Annotated in this window: 13 protein-coding genes; 6 read left to right on the top strand and 7 right to left on the bottom strand. The window is 40.7% G+C overall.

From position 1 onward, the window contains the following. Positions 1-74: 74 nt before the first annotated feature. Together FCR06_RS13130 and FCR06_RS13125 are read left to right on the top strand one after the other, a co-directional pair. Complete coding sequence (locus FCR06_RS13130; RefSeq protein WP_189523408.1) at positions 75-767, top strand: hypothetical protein; 693 nt, start codon at positions 75-77, stop codon at positions 765-767. A gap of 70 nt (positions 768-837) precedes the next feature. Beyond that, positions 838-1278, top strand: a complete 441-nt coding sequence (locus FCR06_RS13125) for a hypothetical protein (protein WP_138500272.1) — start codon at positions 838-840, stop codon at positions 1276-1278. Positions 1279-1464: 186 nt separating this feature from the next. Here the strand turns inward: FCR06_RS13125 and FCR06_RS13120 are convergent, their stop codons facing one another. Then, positions 1465-2682 carry a pre-peptidase C-terminal domain-containing protein gene (locus FCR06_RS13120; RefSeq protein ID WP_138500270.1) on the bottom strand — a complete coding sequence of 406 codons (1218 nt, stop codon included), beginning with the start codon at positions 2680-2682 and terminating at the stop codon, positions 1465-1467. Between the two features lie 501 nt (positions 2683-3183). Here FCR06_RS13120 and FCR06_RS13115 point away from each other — a divergent pair. After that, the gene (locus tag FCR06_RS13115) at positions 3184-5247 is read left to right on the top strand and encodes a serine/threonine-protein kinase (RefSeq protein ID WP_138500268.1); all 2064 of its coding nucleotides are present in this window, start codon (positions 3184-3186) and stop codon (positions 5245-5247) included. Between the two features lie 400 nt (positions 5248-5647). Next, entirely contained in the window at positions 5648-6754 is a 1107-nt protein-coding gene (locus tag FCR06_RS13110) for a glycosyltransferase family 4 protein (RefSeq protein WP_223280124.1), read from the top strand. Positions 6755-6906: 152 nt separating this feature from the next. On the opposite strand, the gene FCR06_RS13105 is transcribed toward FCR06_RS13110, so the two are convergent. Beyond that, positions 6907-9576: a chloride channel protein gene (locus FCR06_RS13105; RefSeq protein WP_138500264.1), complete on the bottom strand. Its 2670-nt coding sequence runs from the start codon at positions 9574-9576 to the stop codon at positions 6907-6909. A gap of 47 nt (positions 9577-9623) precedes the next feature. On the opposite strand from FCR06_RS13105, the gene FCR06_RS32595 reads away from it, so the two are divergent. After that, the gene (locus tag FCR06_RS32595; protein WP_189523405.1) at positions 9624-9785 is read left to right on the top strand and encodes a hypothetical protein; all 162 of its coding nucleotides are present in this window, start codon (positions 9624-9626) and stop codon (positions 9783-9785) included. 19 nt (positions 9786-9804) lie between these two features. Here FCR06_RS32595 and FCR06_RS13100 read toward each other — a convergent pair whose 3' ends face one another. From FCR06_RS13100 to FCR06_RS13070, 5 genes are all read right to left on the bottom strand, one after another. After that, positions 9805-11118 (bottom strand): TldD/PmbA family protein, encoded by a 1314-nt coding sequence (locus FCR06_RS13100; protein ID WP_138500262.1) that lies wholly within the window; start codon positions 11116-11118, stop codon positions 9805-9807. Between the two features lie 278 nt (positions 11119-11396). Beyond that, positions 11397-12257 carry a Tab2/Atab2 family RNA-binding protein gene (locus FCR06_RS13095; RefSeq protein WP_138500261.1) on the bottom strand — a complete coding sequence of 287 codons (861 nt, stop codon included), beginning with the start codon at positions 12255-12257 and terminating at the stop codon, positions 11397-11399. Between the two features lie 965 nt (positions 12258-13222). After that, complete coding sequence (locus tag FCR06_RS13080; RefSeq protein ID WP_138500388.1) at positions 13223-13870, bottom strand: HAD-IA family hydrolase; 648 nt, start codon at positions 13868-13870, stop codon at positions 13223-13225. 95 nt (positions 13871-13965) lie between these two features. Continuing rightward, positions 13966-15159 carry an NAD(P)/FAD-dependent oxidoreductase gene (locus tag FCR06_RS13075; protein ID WP_138500257.1) on the bottom strand — a complete coding sequence of 398 codons (1194 nt, stop codon included), beginning with the start codon at positions 15157-15159 and terminating at the stop codon, positions 13966-13968. A 413-nt stretch (positions 15160-15572) separates the two neighbouring features. Continuing rightward, positions 15573-15875: an acylphosphatase gene (locus tag FCR06_RS13070; RefSeq protein WP_138500255.1), complete on the bottom strand. Its 303-nt coding sequence runs from the start codon at positions 15873-15875 to the stop codon at positions 15573-15575. 269 nt (positions 15876-16144) lie between these two features. Between FCR06_RS13070 and FCR06_RS13065 the strand changes: the two genes are divergently transcribed. Continuing rightward, the gene (locus FCR06_RS13065; RefSeq protein WP_138500253.1) at positions 16145-16522 is read left to right on the top strand and encodes a DUF1823 family protein; all 378 of its coding nucleotides are present in this window, start codon (positions 16145-16147) and stop codon (positions 16520-16522) included. Positions 16523-16601: the final 79 nt, after the last annotated feature.

Here is a 16601-nt window from a genome sequence, read left to right as displayed (position 1 = left end):
AGCTAAACACAAAGCTGACAATCGCTAGTGAGTAATTGTTAAAAAAGTATTAATTTTTGAAAGTAGGGCATCGTTTGCAAGCAAAAGAGATTAAGGATAAACTCAAGTCCCTCATCGAGCAAGCTGACTCGATAGATCCTAATTTAGCGAGAAGATTAGATGAAATCAATCGTTGGGTCAAGAATATCAAACCGGGTTCTTTGACGGCTAAACCTTTTGTCCTTGCTTTTCTCTTAGAAGTAATTACGGATTCTACAATTTGGCTGATCATAAAATCCTCACCTTCATCAGAAGAACAAAAAGCAAAATTTGAGCAAATGACGCCCATTGAAAGATACTGGTATGGTTACCTTTTTCCAAAATGGATTAATGCAAATGATTCCAAATTTTATATTTGGAAACAAAAATTAATGGCAGGTGAATTTAATCAAGGTGATGATGATATTATTAGAAATATAGCTCAAGATATTGTTCAGCGAGAAGGTAGTTTTTGGCAGCGTTATATTGCCGACCTCTCTATGGCGACAGATCTAATTGTTAGTAATCGTAACAATCAACCACTTTGCATTCAAGTTACCAGTGTCAGTGAAGAACTTAATCAACAAAAGTACCAAGCTTGGCAAAATACACTGCGATCATGGGAAATAGAAAGAGGATTGTTCTTAAGTTACAATCCCAAGGATAGTAATTTTGTTAACCAATTAGTCAATGTAGCTTTGTATAACAGTGATTATCTTTCTGGTGGCAAATATTTAAAGTTTTTCTAATCCCCTCCGGATTTTGATTTACAAGATTTGTATTCTAGCCTACATAACTTACCTGCTCATTACAGCTTTTATGGCTAATAAAAGAGAAACTCATACTTACAACGATGTAAATAATTTTGTCCAAGCTTTAGCAACAGCTAGACAAATGCAGCAGAACTGGTTAACTTACGGCGTTGATTTTGTCAACTTTTATGTTGAAGATGTAAATGGAGACTGGTTAGAAACCTGGGGAAATGATGAAATCTTAGGTAATTCTCGATTAGATGCTATTAAAGAATTTTTGGTAAGTGATGATAATGTAGCTGTAAGAGTCAGGCAATATTTGGAAGAGCGATCGCTATTTGATTTTGCAGTAAACTTAGAAGAATATTGGAGCAATTTTGAAGTAAATGACAGGTTGTCTGCTGTGACAAATCTATTAAATAGTGATAGAAATATTGAGCCCACGGATGACATCAGGTTAGTGGATTTAGCAAATAGTCTGTTGGTAAAGTTGGCAGATATTTTGTGAGATTTAGAGTCACAGCAGGTTTCATCTGAATTAAATACAAAGTTAGTTGAGTAGCTATTTTATTAGCAACACTCAACTAACTTAGTAAAAAATTAGCTCCTTCACTTCTTTGATAAGTCGGAGATTTAGACATTTTGACAAATTAAATCACATTGATGTATTAACTGACAAATGAACCAAATTACCTCAGTAAATAGTCAATCTATATTTACCGTGTTCCTGTGGATTCTTGGAAGTAACAACTACATAGTAAGTATCATCCTCAGGTAACCTAGCTCGGTCAATTAAAGCAGTATACACGCCACCTTTGTCTTTGTCTTTATCTACAGCGATGGTCTGTCCTTTAGAATTGAGCAAGGTTACGTAAGGAGAAAACTCTTCATCAACACTATCTACACGAATACTTACAAGCTGATTTTTTCTCCCTTGAAAATTAGAAACATTGTAAGCTCCTCCATTTTGTTTCAAGGTTGAACTTTTGGCAGTTAGTTGACCTGATTCATCTAAAGTATAGCTAGCTCTATCATTCCTTAGAGCCAAACTATAGCGACCTATTTCTCCAGTATCTTGACTAGTAACTGCAATTTTGTAAGTACCATTCACAGGTAATCGTGCAAAAATGAATGCATCATCACCATCACTATTTTTGTCCGAACTACCTTTTTTAACAATGATATTATTATCAGGATCGTGCAGAAATAATAAGGGTTTTAAACTTAAGTTATTTGTTCTGCGCGTATCATTACTACCAACAAGTCTAATTTGGACTAATTGATTTTCTCTACCCTCAAACTCGTAGAAATTAAAATATCTACCTTGAGAGCGAAAGTCATTTTTATCTAGAATACCCAATGCGACATCTACAAAGTTAATCTCTTTGTAAGTAGGTGTCGGTGAATCCTCAATACTTCGGGTGTTAACTGTAGTTACGTTTTGAGTTGGCTTGCGAACTGTCCTTGAGCCAGCGTTAGAACGATTAGCATTTGAGTAAGAAGCCCTACGTCCAGACGAGCTAGAGCCAGAGTTACTACTGGCACGATTGCTATTTGAGTAAGAAGCTCTACGTCCAGACGAGCTAGAGCCAGAGCTATTATTTGAAGCACTAGAGGAGCGCTGAGAATTTTCTGTGTTAGACGATATACCGCGATTCTGTATTGGTGACTCAATAGATTGCTTTCGTCTCGGAGATATTGAGGCTTGAGAAGCAGGAATTTGCTCAATTCCTTTTTCTACTGCTTCTGGCTGTCTCTCATCTGGTGATTTAGCGATTAAAAAGTCTTGAGAATTCTGAGATTTTACTAAAGCACTGATAGGCAGCACATTATTGGTGATTAACAAACTACTACTCAAGCAACAAATTAAAATGTAAGTTAATTTGCGACAATAGTTGTTTTCTACTAACATAATTACGCTCCTAATTTGGAAAAAATTTCTGGATTTAAGGGTTTAATTTCATGTTTTTTGTTTTTTATCAGTAAATCAATTTGATATTGTGATACTAAATTTAAATTTAGCTTCTTAATTCTTTAACTATTTTAAGTTCTAAATTCTTATCTCAGTTTAGACTCCTAGAGTAAATCATAAATTAGTAAGTATATACTGAGCTACAAACTGAAATTACTGGTTTTCGGATTTTTGCTGAGATATTTTTGCCAAACTCAGGCAAATGCTGCTGGACTAGTAAATCGAGAATGTACACATAAATATTTCCGATTGACACCAAATTAATTCATCAAAATGCATCATTAAAACAAAACTTTTTTAAGTTATTTAAATTGTTAAATACCTGATAATGTGAGAAAATTGGCGATTTGGATGCTATCTCGGTGAAATTGACTAACAAGAGAGATTATACTGCATGACTTAAGATGAATATATACCCCAATATGGAAATGGATTCCCAGTATGGTTTGTTGTGTGAATCCCGATTGCCAAAAACCCCTGAATCCTGATAAAAACAACTATTGTCACAGTTGTCAAGCCGAATTGCTACCCCTACTGGGAGGTCGCTATCGTCCCACTCAGGTGTTGTCAGATGAGGGCGGATTTGGCAGAACCTATCTGGCAGAAGATGTACATAAACTAAATGAATGCTGTGTTGTCAAGCAATTTGCACCAAAACTTCACGGAACTGGGCCACTAACAAAGGCCGTTGAACTATTTAAACAAGAAGCCAGCCGACTTCAACAGCTGGCAGAACATCCGCAAATTCCAACTTTATTGGCTTATTTTGAGCAAAATGGCTATTTATTTTTAGTACAACAGTTTATTGACGGACAAAACTTACTCAAGGAATGGGGGACGCGGGGAAACTATAACGAAATACAAATTCGAGAACTTTTGTTAGATTTACTGCCCTTGCTGACGTTTATTCATGTACGGGGAGTAATCCACCGGGATATCAAGCCACAAAATATTATTCGCCGTCAAAGTGACGGGCGATTAGTGTTAATTGATTTTGGAGCCTCTAAGCAGCTAACAGCAACTGTGCACACTAAAATTGGCACTGTCATTGGCTCACACGGTTACACAGCACTGGAACAAATGCAAGAAGGCAAAGCTTACCCAGCCAGTGATTTATTCAGCTTGGGGGCAACTTGTTTTCATCTACTGACAGGGGTTCGCCCATCTCAATTGTGGATACACCAAGGTTACGGTTGGGTTAGATGTTGGCAGCAATATTTAAATAGTCCTGGTAGAGACAGGATTTCTGTGTCTGTAGAGTTGGCTGAAATTTTGGATAAGCTGTTGCAAGCAGATATCGAAAAGCGTTATCAATCGGCCGAAGAAGTCATCGCTGATTTAACACCTAGCCTATCACCACCATTGCCATTAGTCCCCCCAACTATACTTACACCAACATTCACGACTTCTTCGGCAGAAACGACGTTAGTTTCACCAAAATTAAATAACAAGCTCAAAAGTAAACTACTGTTGGGTACTAGCATTTTGGTATTGGGATTGGGAGGAGTTTGGTATTTCCAAACTCGTTCGCCTGAAATTAGCGAGTTTTCTCAACCGATTTCTCAGCCTGTCACTTCTCAAAAAAACGTCTTAGAAAATTCTTATCTTGCCAAATCTCTCAAAGGGCATTCTAGTGACGTGAATTCTGTAGCCTTCAGTCCTGATGGTAAAACTCTTGGTAGTGCTAGTGATGATAAGACAATAAAACTATGGAATTTGGCAACTAAACAAGAAATCCGCACCCTCGAAGGACATTCCAATTGGATTTGGACTATAGCTTTCAGTCCTAATAGCAAAACCCTCGCCAGTGGGAGTGCAGACAAAACAATCAAATTATGGAATTTAGCAACCGGAAAGTTAATTCGCACTCTCCAAGGACATACTGATGGAGTAACCTCGGTGAGTTTTTGTCCTGATGGCGAAACTCTCSCTAGTGGTAGTGCTAGTAAGGACAAGACAATAAAACTATGGAATCTCAAGACAGGAAAGTTAATCCGCACTCTCCAAGGACATACCAATGGCGTTCAATCTGTAGTCTTCAGTCCTGATGGCAAAACCCTTGCCAGTGGTAGTTGGGACAAGACAATAAAATTGTGGAATCTGGAGACAGGAAAGTTAATCCGCACATTAAAGGGAAATGGCGGGGCGATTCTTTCAGTTGCTTTTGCTCCCGATGGCAAAACCCTTGCCAGTGGCAGCAATGACAAAACAATTAAATTGTGGAATCTGGAGACGGGAAAGCTAATGCACACCTTAAAGGGACATAATGATAAGATTAATTCCGTCGCCTTTTTGCCAAGCACACCTTCAAATAACATCACCCTTGTTAGTGGTAGCAGTGATAAAACCATCAAATTATGGAATCCAGTCACAGGGGAAAAAATCCGCACTTTAGAAACTGGTTCTGGATATATTTATGCAGTAGCTATCAGCCCAGATGGACAGACTATTGCTGGCGGTGGAAGTGGTGAAAATATTTTAAAAATTTGGCAGACAATTCACTAAAAATTGCTGAGAGTTAATTCATTGTCAAGTTGATATCGGTGGCAAAGAGTTTTGTGATAATATCCTCGACAGAATTAAAAATTTGCTAGCAGGCAATAAGAAGTAATAAATTTAAAAGTTATTTGGTGTCAGGATTTAATCCTCAGTTTATGTCCTAATCTACCCGACCACTATTAAAAGTTTAAAAAATAGCAATTATTTCAATTGTGATGTTTTTAGCATCTCAAATTCTAGATTTTTTTGCTGAAGATTATACTTTTACAACGATTGAGTTTTATTTTCTGACAGCAGCTATTAATTCTCGAAAATATTTTTTCGTGCAATCAAACAAGTCAAGTTAGTTACAATGCTAAAAAGAAATACCAGAAATCAGTGCCATTTCAACTTGATATTTCCCAATATGTTTGGTTTTAAGGGAGGTATTCAAGTTTACTCAATGTTTTTGCTCAAAGCATTGCAAGATTTATATCCAGAAGCTAATTATGATGTGTTTCTCAAATATGACAAGCAAAATTTAAAAAAGCGCTCAAATTTGCAGTTTTTAAGTTCAACAAAATTTCATTATTTTGGAGATTTACCAAACCTTTTACAAAATATTATATTTGCTAGTAAAATAATTATGTTGGCTATTTTACATCGTCCCAATATAGTTATATCAACTCATGTTAACTATGCCACTGCTTGTTATATTCTCAAACTAATTGCTGGAATTCCTTACTGGGTTGTTGCTCATGGTTTAGAAGTTTGGGATATTGAGAACAAGATGACAAAATTAGCATTACAAAAAGCAGATAAAGTGATTAGTGTTAGTAATTATACTCGCCAGCGCTTGCTTCAAGAAATTCAGATTGATGGTGACAAAATAGTGCTTTTACCTAATACATTTGACGCCAATCAATTTGAAATAAAACCTAAACCTACCCACTTACTCAAACGATATAACTTAAAAGATGAACAGCCTGTAATTCTCACAGTAACGCGGCTGGGACGCATGGCAAAATATAAGGGTTATGACCAAATTATTCATGCTTTAATTAAAGTGCGATCGCAAATTCCAAATGTTCATTTTCTTTTAGTAGGTAAGGGAGATGATTTACCTCGAATTCAAACTTTAGTTAATAGCTTAAACCTCCAAGATAGTATTACTATTGCTGGATTTGTACCAGATGAAGAATTGTGCGCTCATTACAATCTCTGTGATGTTTTTGCTATGCCTAGCAAAGGAGAAGGATTTGGTATTGTTTATTTAGAAGCTTTAGCTTGTGGTAAACCTGTATTGGCAGGTAATCAAGATGGTTCTATAGATCCATTAGCTGAGGGCAAATTGGGATGTTTAGTTGACCCTGATAACGTCGAAGAAATTGCCGATAATCTTATTCAAATTCTCCAAGGTGATTGCTCTAACCCGGTGATTTATCAACCAGAATACTTACAACAAAAAACCATTGAAGCTTATGAATTTAGCCAATTTCGCGCCAATTTAGCTAAATTATTTAGTAGCTATTAGTCTTGACTTGTTAAAGTATAGTGCAAGGCAGGAGTAAAACTAAAACCCCCATTACCTCGTGAGTATTGGGGAGTAAGGGGCTAAGTTCTGAGGGTTTTGGTGTTTCAGGCAATACTTTTCAAACATCCTTGAAGCCAAGTTTCTATACCAGCTTAGACTTTATTATTAATCGCACTTCTGACCAGAATTACTGTACTTTCCACACCAGAGGCGATCGCTTCTGGAATATTACCTTGAATCGCGTGCTGCAACAATCCCTCACGCGAAGCTCCCAAAACTACAACATCGTAACCTTCGGTTTTAACTAATTTAATCACACCTTGGGCAACTGAATCAGCTTGTATTGGGACAGCAAGAATAGTCTTAGATAATTTATAGCGACGCATTAATTGACGCATACTATTTTCTAAAACTGTCATGTTTGGCTGCGACTCAGATGGCTTAAACACCTGTGTCAGGCGAATTTGTGGTTGATTCCCCAAGGTGAGTAAAGCCGGAAGCAATTTAATCGCTACTTGTGAATTGGGGCCGCCAGCCATCGGGACTAGCCAGCTGTTGAAGTGGGCTGTAGGTAATGGAGAGTTGGTAGTTTTGCCTAATTTGACTAAAACTACTTCGCAAGTGGCCTGGCGAATTACGGTATCTACAGCAGTGCCAAAAATCCGACCTGGGGTAGATGTGTTACCTTTCCATCCCATTAAAATGAGGTCAATGTGTTGTTCGTTGATTGTCTCCAAAATTGCTTGGGCGACATCATGGGTAACTCGGATTTGTGTATGTAGGGGAATTTGCCATTTTTTTGCTAAGACTTCTGCCTGTCTGAGCAGGCGGCGACTTTTTGCTGTCTTGACTTGTGTTTCAGATGGGGAACTGTGGCGTGGCACTAGTATTACTTGGATGCACTCTATTTCATAATGGCGATCGCGGGCGATAGCTGCTGCCATTTGTAATAAAATCGCTGCTGTTTCTGGGTTAGCCACTGGGACTAATAATCTACCTCTACCAATGCTGGGCGATCGCGTTTGATAAACTACATACGAAGGTTCTGGTCGCAGTTTTAAGGTTCTGTCATCAGCATTAAGATGGTCTGCTTCCGCCCGAATAATATCTGCACGCGTAATAATCCCAATCAGTTTTCGTCCATTCACCACTGGCAAGCGACTGATTTGATAGCGGTCGAGTAAATACAGTACATTGCTTAGGGTGTGGATTGGTGTGACTGTTACCGGAGCCGCAGTCATAATTTCCCCTAAGGCAGTATCGTTTGGCAAGTTGCGCTCGCGGATATTTAGTAAATCTGATTGCGTCACAATCCCTACAAGCTTGCTATCCTCTACTACTGGAAAGCCCCGATGGTGGGAACGGGCAAATGCCTGTATCACTTCATCTAAAGGCATCTGTGTATCCAGAGTTTCTACTTGTTGCTGCATGACATCTTTGGCTGTCAAATTTGTCATAATCCCCCCCGGAGGTGCAGCTTTTTCGATAATTATCCCATTCCACTCTAAAAGTTTGTCGTATAGCGATCCTGGCACTAACTTGTCGGCCACTAGATACGACGTTACAGAGCCAATCATTAAGGGCAGTACTAAGTTGAAATCTGTAGTCATTTCAAACACAATTACTATCCCCGTGATTGGCACTCTGGCAACCGCAGTAAAAAATGCGCCCATTCCTGCCAACGCATAAGTAATTGGTAATCCACTGGCGATTCCAAAAGGAATGAATAGACTGTGTTCTGCCATACCCACTAAGTAGCCAAGGGCAGCCCCAAGAGTCAAAGCAGGAGCAAATAATCCTCCTGGCACACCAGAGCCATAGGCTACGAGGGTAAGGACAAACTGGGAGAAAAAGGCGATCGCCGCTACCGACCAGCTAGCCTCACCTGTAATTAAAATTTCCCGCAGTCCCGTGTTATCTCGAAACGCTAACGGTAGTAATGCCACAATCACCCCAGACACCAACCCAGCTAGTGCTACACGAGCAGGTAATCCAAAACGTAGAGAACGTCGGTAAAAAGTTAAGCTGGTAATAATCCCGCGATTAAATAGCGCCCCCATCAACCCAGCCACAATTCCCAACAACAAATAGAAGGGGATATCTTGAACAAAAAAATCTGTGTTGGGAGCAGTTAATGTCAGATTAAGGTCTAAGCTGCGACCACCCAATACCCGCGAGACAACGGCACCGATAAAAGAAGCCAGAATTGCAGTGCCCAGAGTAAATTCTGAGAAATCCTGTAACAGTTCTTCTACTACAAACAACACACCTGCAATCGGCGCATTGAAGGCAGCCGCTAACCCTGCTCCTGCACCAGCAGCAATCAACTGGCGTCGGTGGTCTGGTGAAGTAGGAAACCACTGACTCAGTTGAGATGCTAAAGCTGCGCTCACCTGAACTGTTGGTCCTTCCCGCCCTAAAGCTAGTCCAGAACCCAGTGCCAGAATACCACCGACTAATTTGACCAGAGCAACCCGCAAATCCAGAGCAATTGGTATCCGCGCCAGCACTGCTTTAACCTGAGGAATACCGCTACCAGAAGTTTCTGGTGCTACCCGCTCAACCAGCCATCCTGCTAGGAATCCAAAGGCAAGTCCGATACCTGGTAAGACGAACCAAGCTGGTAATAGCAGCGATGTCTGCACTCGCCAAGCACCTAGCAATCCCACCCCCGATTTAAGTAAGACTGCTGCCAGACCCGAAACCAAACCAATCAGGCAAGCTTCAAAGATTGCTAAACGACGCCGTGGTTGTAAGACTTGCCGAAAGCGCTGCAAGTGTAATAGTTGCCGAAAGCGCTGGAAGATAGGTAAATACGACATGATGTCAAATTTATTGTCTTATTCAAAAATGATTGATTAAACTTTCAATGAATCAAACACAACATTTACCACTTGCAAAACCTGTTACTTGCTATAAATTGAGAATTTTGGTGTTGCTGATTGATGGCATGATTTTGATGGTTTTGTGGGATAGTCCAAAAAGCCCGTCCCTTGTATTTTCGGCTTACACTACAAGAATCATCCCTTAAGTAAGCAACACCAGAATTTTTAATTGTTTCTCCCCGTGGTGGATAATCCTTCTACGATTAGCGATGGAGTATAGCAAGAACCATTCCAATCGGCATCGTTCCCGAGTGTAACTAGTTGCTTGAGAGCCGTGTATACATTACCTGCAACCATCGTATCCTTAACACGTCCAATTACATGGCCATTTTGCACGCGGTAGCCTAAATCAACGTTGATTGAAAAATCTCCAGAAATAGTGCCGCCATTACCGAGCATTTGATCCACAATTAAGCCATCATCTAGTTGTTTAATCAACTCTTGTAGCGATGCCGAACCGGGCTGGATGAGAAAATTAAATAAACCAGGGGTGGGATAGCTGCCTAAACTAGGGCGAAAACCATTTCCCGTGGTGTGAGTACCCAGTTGACCTCCGGTGGTGCGATCGCCATAGAAATGCTTTAAAATTCCGTTTTCAATAAATACTAAAAATTGAGTGGGAGTGCCTTCATCATCAAAAGGGCAACTGTAAGGGCCGGCCTGAGGATCTTGGTAGAGTGTAAGGCTAGATGCTGTGACTGGGCTACCCAGACGTTCTGTCCAAGGGGAAGCTGCTTCTAAAACTCGCTTGCCACTCAAAGCTGCTTGCACACTACCCCAAAGCATATCGGCGGCTTTAGAAGTAAACAAAACTGGGACGCGACCGTTGGGAGATGAAACATTTTCTTTTGCCCAAATTAGCCGCTGTAAAATTTGGTTAGCTAATCTCTGTGGGTGGAGTTCGCCCCGCTTGGTTTGACCATCGGAAACATTCAAAAAATCATCACCGCGCACCCATTCTGCGGATATGTAGCAACTAAGGGTAGTATCACTGTAGTGGCAATCTAAACCTTTAGTGTTAACCAGTCTTGTGGCTTCGATATCACATTCCCAGTCGCCATTGCAGATAACATCAGGATAGGCATCCCGAATCAAGGCGATCGCTTCCTTGCCCCAGTCTACCAAAACCTCTATCGGCACACTTTTTCCCAAATCTGGGTACAATGGCTGAAAATTAGAGCCTAATTCCACTAGTTCCGGTTGATTAAGTTGACTCAAAGCTAAAGCTTTTTCCACAATCGCCAAGGGTGGGACAGAACCGTAAGCCACCGTTAGTCCAGGACACCCATTTCGCCAAAGCCGCAGTGCTATACCTTCAGATTGGCTAGTTTCTAGCTGCTTGAGTCGGTTTGCCTCAAAAAACACCGGACGAGAAAGCGATCGCGACTGATACACCTCAGCGGCTTCTGCTCCAGATTTGATCGCTAGTTCCAGCAGTTCTTCTGCTAGTGTATCTTCTGACAAATTTTCAGAATCCATGACCCTTAATGAATTGTGGATTTTGAACAGCCTATCTAACGTCAACAGACGCAGATAATTATCCAAACATCATCAGCGCGTCTTAGCAGTTGCAATTTGAAACCGCAGATCCACACTAATGGACGCAGATAATTATCCCAAATCATTGTCATGTCTTAACGTTTCTTAGGCGATCGCAATTTTCGTTTATTAGTCCTTTGTCATTAGTCCTTAGTTATTCCCCCCATTACCCCTTATCCACCCATCTGCCCATCCCCCCATCTGCCCATCCCCCATTTTCAAAGATTAACCTCTTGCAACAGCCAAAAACCAGCAAATGATTCAGCTTGAGGATTGGACTGCACGCCTAGAAAATGCACTCCATTAGCTTTTTGCTTGGCTTGTTCAAAACCTTTGGCTTCTGCTAAAGTTTGAGGTTTTTTGATATTTGCCACAATCCAGCTTTCAGTAACACCAGTTTCTAAAAGCAACTTCGCTTCTTCACTAGTGTCAGCTTTTAAAAAAGCCAACTCCAAACCAGACATCCAGCCCGCCAAAGGCAACGCTCTAGATGAGAAAATCAAAACACCAGGAATACGGGTTTCAGGTGATACTTGTGCAAACTCTAGTGGGAAAGCTTCACCAAAGTCAATTTCCCACTCTGGCATCTGTGCTAAATCTTCAGCTGTTAAGCTCACAAATACCCACTGCTGTCCTTCCAAAGCATCTGGCAAACGTTGCGGCAAAGGTTTCTCCAACCGCACTGAGGGATTAGTTCCGCCTTGATACCCAGGTTCTTGAGGATACACTTCTTGCATCCGCTGTTCTAACCATTGATTGAGAACCAAAGTACGGCGGCTAGGCTGGGCGGGAATCCCCAAGTCTTGGCAAGCTTTGGTAATCATATTATTCATTTGGCGACGGAAAAAGCGAATTTTAATTGGCGCTTTTCCTGCTTGGTCAATAGCCTCCTGCAATGCAGTCCGCAACCAGCCCGAATTTACCTGGGTACTGGGGCAATATTGAGCATAGCGAAATAAAGAATCTGCTTTTGTGTTGGTATCCAACGGACTTTCACAGACTAAGACTTCCCAAACTTTTTTTTGGTTGGCGTCTAAAATCGGACGAGAGTAAAAATCGATTTCCCAAATACTGCCCATGTTTTACGGTAAAAATCTGGTTGTTATGATTTTGCTGATATCTCGATCATACGGGTGTTAGGGCAGCATTGAGCATTAGGCATTAGGGACTGGTGATTAACAGACAAGTCAATATAAAGAGTCAGCATTGCTGAATTGAAGAATGAATGTGAAAAATTTAATCTCTCAAACTCCTATTCTCTGCGTTTGTGTCTTAGAAAGTTTCGATGCCTTCGGCGGGCTGCGCCAACGGATAGCGCAGCGTTAGCGAGTCTGCTGCGAGCGTCGGAAACCTCCGCTCAGACTTTCCGCTGCGCCTCTGCGTGAGACAAATTCATACTTTCACTCAGCAATGCCAGAGAGTCCGTCATTTCTCTCAAAAGCTCATTAATGGAGTTCAAACACTCATTAATGAAGTTCAAAAGCTCATTAATGAAGTTCAAAAGCTCATTAATGAAGTTCAAACACTCATTAATGGAGTTCAAATACTCATTAATGGAGTTCAAATACTCATTAATGGAGTTCAAATATTCATTAATGGAGTTCAAATACTCATTAATGAAGCTAAAACACTCATTAATGGAGTTCAAAACCTCAATTCTCATGCCGCATATCTATTTCTTTCCAAATAGGGGCATCATTGGCTGAACTCCTTTAGCTGTGTTGCCCACTTGCTTTAGGTACTCGTAGATCCCAAAAGCGTCTTCAGTGGTTGGCAATAGTGAGTAATGATTGTAGGATTTGTTTTTCTCTACAATCACAAAAATAGCTCGTATTTAGGAATTGCTTTGTCTTCCTTTATTAGCGAAGTTTTTTTATTCCTCACCCTTAAAGAATGAGAAAAAATGCAGCAACAGTACCTCGACTATAGCCTGGGAACTAATCAACGGGAATTACGATAGTGGTAAAAGACTCTACAGAGGTAAATGAATGCAATTAGAAGATTATTTTGAATTTTTAGACCCAGATGACATCCCTATCAAAGGTCATTTCCCACGATTAATCCAAACACCTCTCAAACCAGCTCCTTTAGCTCCGTAATAATCTTCAACGATGCTATCCCCAACATGCCATGCTGCCTCTGGAGAACATTTATGTTTGTTTAAGGCAATAGCAAAAATTTGAGGATCGGGTTTAGCTGCACGCACCTGAGTAGAAATGGTGATAGAGCTAAAAAAATCTCTCAATCCCAAACTTTGCAATACAGAGTAAATCCGAGAATCAAAATTGGACAGCACCCCTAAAGTAACTCCCAAGTGTCGCCAGTTCATTAAAGCTGGTATGACATCAGGATAGACAAACCACGGTTCTCCAGTCCCAAAGTGGATATACAATTCACTAAAAAAAGCTGAAAAATCAGAAAATTGCTTGAGAACACCTGCACGTTCAAAAGTGTTCAAGGCAACTATCCGCCACCAATCAAACTCACGCTGGGGAATATCTTCTAGTTCTGCATCTGGAAATATGGGCGGCGGCGCTGCTTTAAAGCTTTGGGTGAAGGTTGTATTTAATGTGTCGGCAGAAACTCTAACGCCGAATTCCTCAGCTATCTGACTGTAAACTTTACCCACACTGCCTTTAACATCAAAGAGTGTGCCCACAGCATCTAAAAAAATAACTTTTGGTTGTTCCATAATGGGGACTGGGGCATTGGCAGTGTGGGGTGGTAGGTTGGTGGGGTTGAGTTCTTTCCCCATCTCCCCATCTCCCCACTCCCAATACCCAATGCTTATTTAGAAAGTGTTTCTATAATAGGACGGACTAGCCAATTAAAACCAACTTTGAGTTGATAGTCTAAAGTTGGCAACCTATATAAATAAGCAAGACGACGACCGATGTATGCCAAAGGCCCCTCTAGCTTGATTCCTAAGCCAGTGAGGGTGGCGTTGTCTGTCCCCAATGCCATCATTTCTCCTAAGTGTTGATAGTGGAAGGGAAGTAAGGGACGATTGGTAAAAGAAGCCCAGATATTCCAAGCAGCATAATCAGCTTGTTGGAAAGCTGCTTGAGCGGTAGCGGGGACTTGCTGTCCTTGTGCATCATGACAGTCTGCTAAATCTCCTAAGGCAAAGATTTCTGGATGCTCGAAGACTTGCAGATTTGATGTAGTGCTGATTTGACCGCGCTGATTCTGCTTGAGGGGAAGCGATTTTACTACTGGTGCAACTCGGGTTCCCACAGTCCAAATTACTAATTCGACGGGAATTGTATCTACCTGATTTTTATATTCTAGAGAGATGGTATCTTGTCCGATTGATTCTACTTTGGTTTCTAAATCGAGAAACACGCCACGCGCATCTAAAGCTTTCTTTGCTGCTTCACGGTTAAATTCTGGGGAAGTTCGCAAGATTTGGTCGGCGATTTCAACGAGCCGAAAGCGTCCTCTTTCACCGAGTCTGTCGGCTAACTTACAAGCTAACTCTACACCACTGTAGCCAGCCCCAACGATCGCCACTCGAATTTTATCAGCAGCGGATTCTTCTAAAAATCGCAGGCGTTCTTCTAAACGATAGGCGTCAGAAATTGTCCGAAATGAATAAGCGTAGGCTGTTGCGCCAGGTACTAAATCTAGCGGTGTCTCTCCTCCTAACGCCAGCACTAATCTGTCATAAGAGATTTGGGGCCCTTCGTGTAAATCTACTTGTTGCTGGTCGATATCAATTCCCGATACCACTCCTTGATAAAAACGCACCCCCGTAGTCTGTAAAAGTTCTGTAAATGGTGGAGCAATTTCCCAGGTTTGCAGTTCGCCAGTGAGTAATTCGTAAAGAAAGGGAGAAAATAAAAAGCGATCGCTTTGATCTACCAAAACAATTTCGGGTTTTTGCGTAGATTCCCAAGGTAACTGGCTTAGACGCAAGGCTGTGTAGAGACCACCAAAGCCTCCACCAAGGATGCAGATTCTTGAAGTTTGTTGAGTCATCGATTCTATGGGACGGTCAATGCTAGCAGGGCAACTAACTTAAGTGTAATGATTTCTTTGAAGCCATCGTCATATCCCTTGAAAGGGGGTTGCATTCAAAAATCTGGCATTTATACCCCAATTTTAGCGATAGCAAACAGCGATCGCTCCCCTTACTGTCTCTTTGGCTGTGAAAATCTTTGCACTTTGTCATTTGTCATTTGTCATTTGTCTTTCAACAAATAGAAATGTTTCTTTACATCTAGAAAAAAGGGACTGATAAATAAAAAATATCCCACTGTTCCCAGTCAACTAGTTAACAGTCATCACTGATCAACTTCAAACAGGATAATTTATTTCTTAGAGTTCCCAAATGCAATTTCTTCCAGGGACGCTTTTGTGCATAACCAATGCCCTATTTGCCCAATCTCTAATTATTTACCCCGCTTAACTTCAAATCCTCGTAAGTTTTCTGGTTCTTCGTACTCCACCAAAACCTCTTTTACTACAGCAGCAGGCGGCCCAGAGTGACACCAGCGAACCATTTCATCTACAACCTGTCGCGCCCCTTCAAAAACTGCTTCTACTCGACTTTCGGGGAGATTCCGCACCCAACCAGTTAATCCTAACTGGGTAGCCGTATCGATGGTGGCGTAGCGAAAGCCCACTCCTTGGACTTGCCCAGAAATAAATACATGGGCGCGGACGATCTTTGGCGGTGGTGTAGGATTGTGCATAGACTGGTCTATTCTTTACGATTTCCAGTCTACCTAGTTTTGTATACACAACCTGTTTTTACGTTGAAGTTGCGAAGTTAATCGCACTCTTGATTTTTATCTTGGCTGCAATATATCTAGTTGCTCTGTTAAGTGTCTTGATTGCAGCGCTTATTTTGGCTGCGATAATCAAGTGTGCTATAGCCTAATAATTTTTTTCAAAATTATTAAGCTTAGGTATCAAAGTTTTATTATATTCTGATTTATGGGTGCTCAATTATTACGTACTTATGTCTAATCTGCCACCACTGAATACAAATACAATTTGGGCAATTCTCAACGAGGAACTAGATGATGCGACAGTTAATCAGTTGCTATGGCATTATTTAGGCTATCGTTATAACCCATCAACTACACAATGGGACACTAGCCAAGTTGCACCAGAATGGCACAATGAGTATCCACAACCACCAGATTTTATTGACTCTCGCCCTGCAACAGTCAAGTTAACTCGTTCCATTCCTACTGAAAATAAACAATTACTTAAGCAAAAACTAGGCTTCAAAGGTTACAAAATTGGTGAATTTGGCCCTCGGCAAACTCGCAGAGCAACGGCAGCCAGTTGGTTGTTAAGTTATCTACAACAAAATAGTGAGCAAATTAATTAATAGTTAAACATCTAAAAACATGAAATAAATTTTTATAAACTAATTTAAATTAGTTTAAATATTAACTAATTTAAATAAC

The sequence above is a fragment of the Nostoc sp. PA-18-2419 genome, from assembly GCF_005869855.1.
Classification (GTDB): domain Bacteria; phylum Cyanobacteriota; class Cyanobacteriia; order Cyanobacteriales; family Nostocaceae; genus Nostoc.
This window is presented reverse-complemented; position numbering and strand designations above follow the sequence as displayed.

What these genes read in the sequence shown, in the direction of transcription:
- FCR06_RS13125 (WP_138500272.1), top strand. Translation starts at nt 838, where the DNA reads ATGGCTAATAAAAGAGAAACTCATACTTACAACGATGTAAATAATTTT.
- FCR06_RS13120 (WP_138500270.1), bottom strand. Translation starts at nt 2,682, where the DNA reads ATGTTAGTAGAAAACAACTATTGTCGCAAATTAACTTACATTTTAATT.
- FCR06_RS13110 (WP_223280124.1), top strand. Translation starts at nt 5,648, where the DNA reads ATGTTTGGTTTTAAGGGAGGTATTCAAGTTTACTCAATGTTTTTGCTC.
- FCR06_RS13105 (WP_138500264.1), bottom strand. Translation starts at nt 9,576, where the DNA reads ATGTCGTATTTACCTATCTTCCAGCGCTTTCGGCAACTATTACACTTG.
- FCR06_RS32595 (WP_189523405.1), top strand. Translation starts at nt 9,624, where the DNA reads ATGAATCAAACACAACATTTACCACTTGCAAAACCTGTTACTTGCTAT.
- FCR06_RS13100 (WP_138500262.1), bottom strand. Translation starts at nt 11,118, where the DNA reads ATGGATTCTGAAAATTTGTCAGAAGATACACTAGCAGAAGAACTGCTG.
- FCR06_RS13095 (WP_138500261.1), bottom strand. Translation starts at nt 12,257, where the DNA reads ATGGGCAGTATTTGGGAAATCGATTTTTACTCTCGTCCGATTTTAGAC.
- FCR06_RS13080 (WP_138500388.1), bottom strand. Translation starts at nt 13,870, where the DNA reads ATGGAACAACCAAAAGTTATTTTTTTAGATGCTGTGGGCACACTCTTT.
- FCR06_RS13075 (WP_138500257.1), bottom strand. Translation starts at nt 15,159, where the DNA reads ATGACTCAACAAACTTCAAGAATCTGCATCCTTGGTGGAGGCTTTGGT.
- FCR06_RS13070 (WP_138500255.1), bottom strand. Translation starts at nt 15,875, where the DNA reads ATGCACAATCCTACACCACCGCCAAAGATCGTCCGCGCCCATGTATTT.
- FCR06_RS13065 (WP_138500253.1), top strand. Translation starts at nt 16,145, where the DNA reads ATGTCTAATCTGCCACCACTGAATACAAATACAATTTGGGCAATTCTC.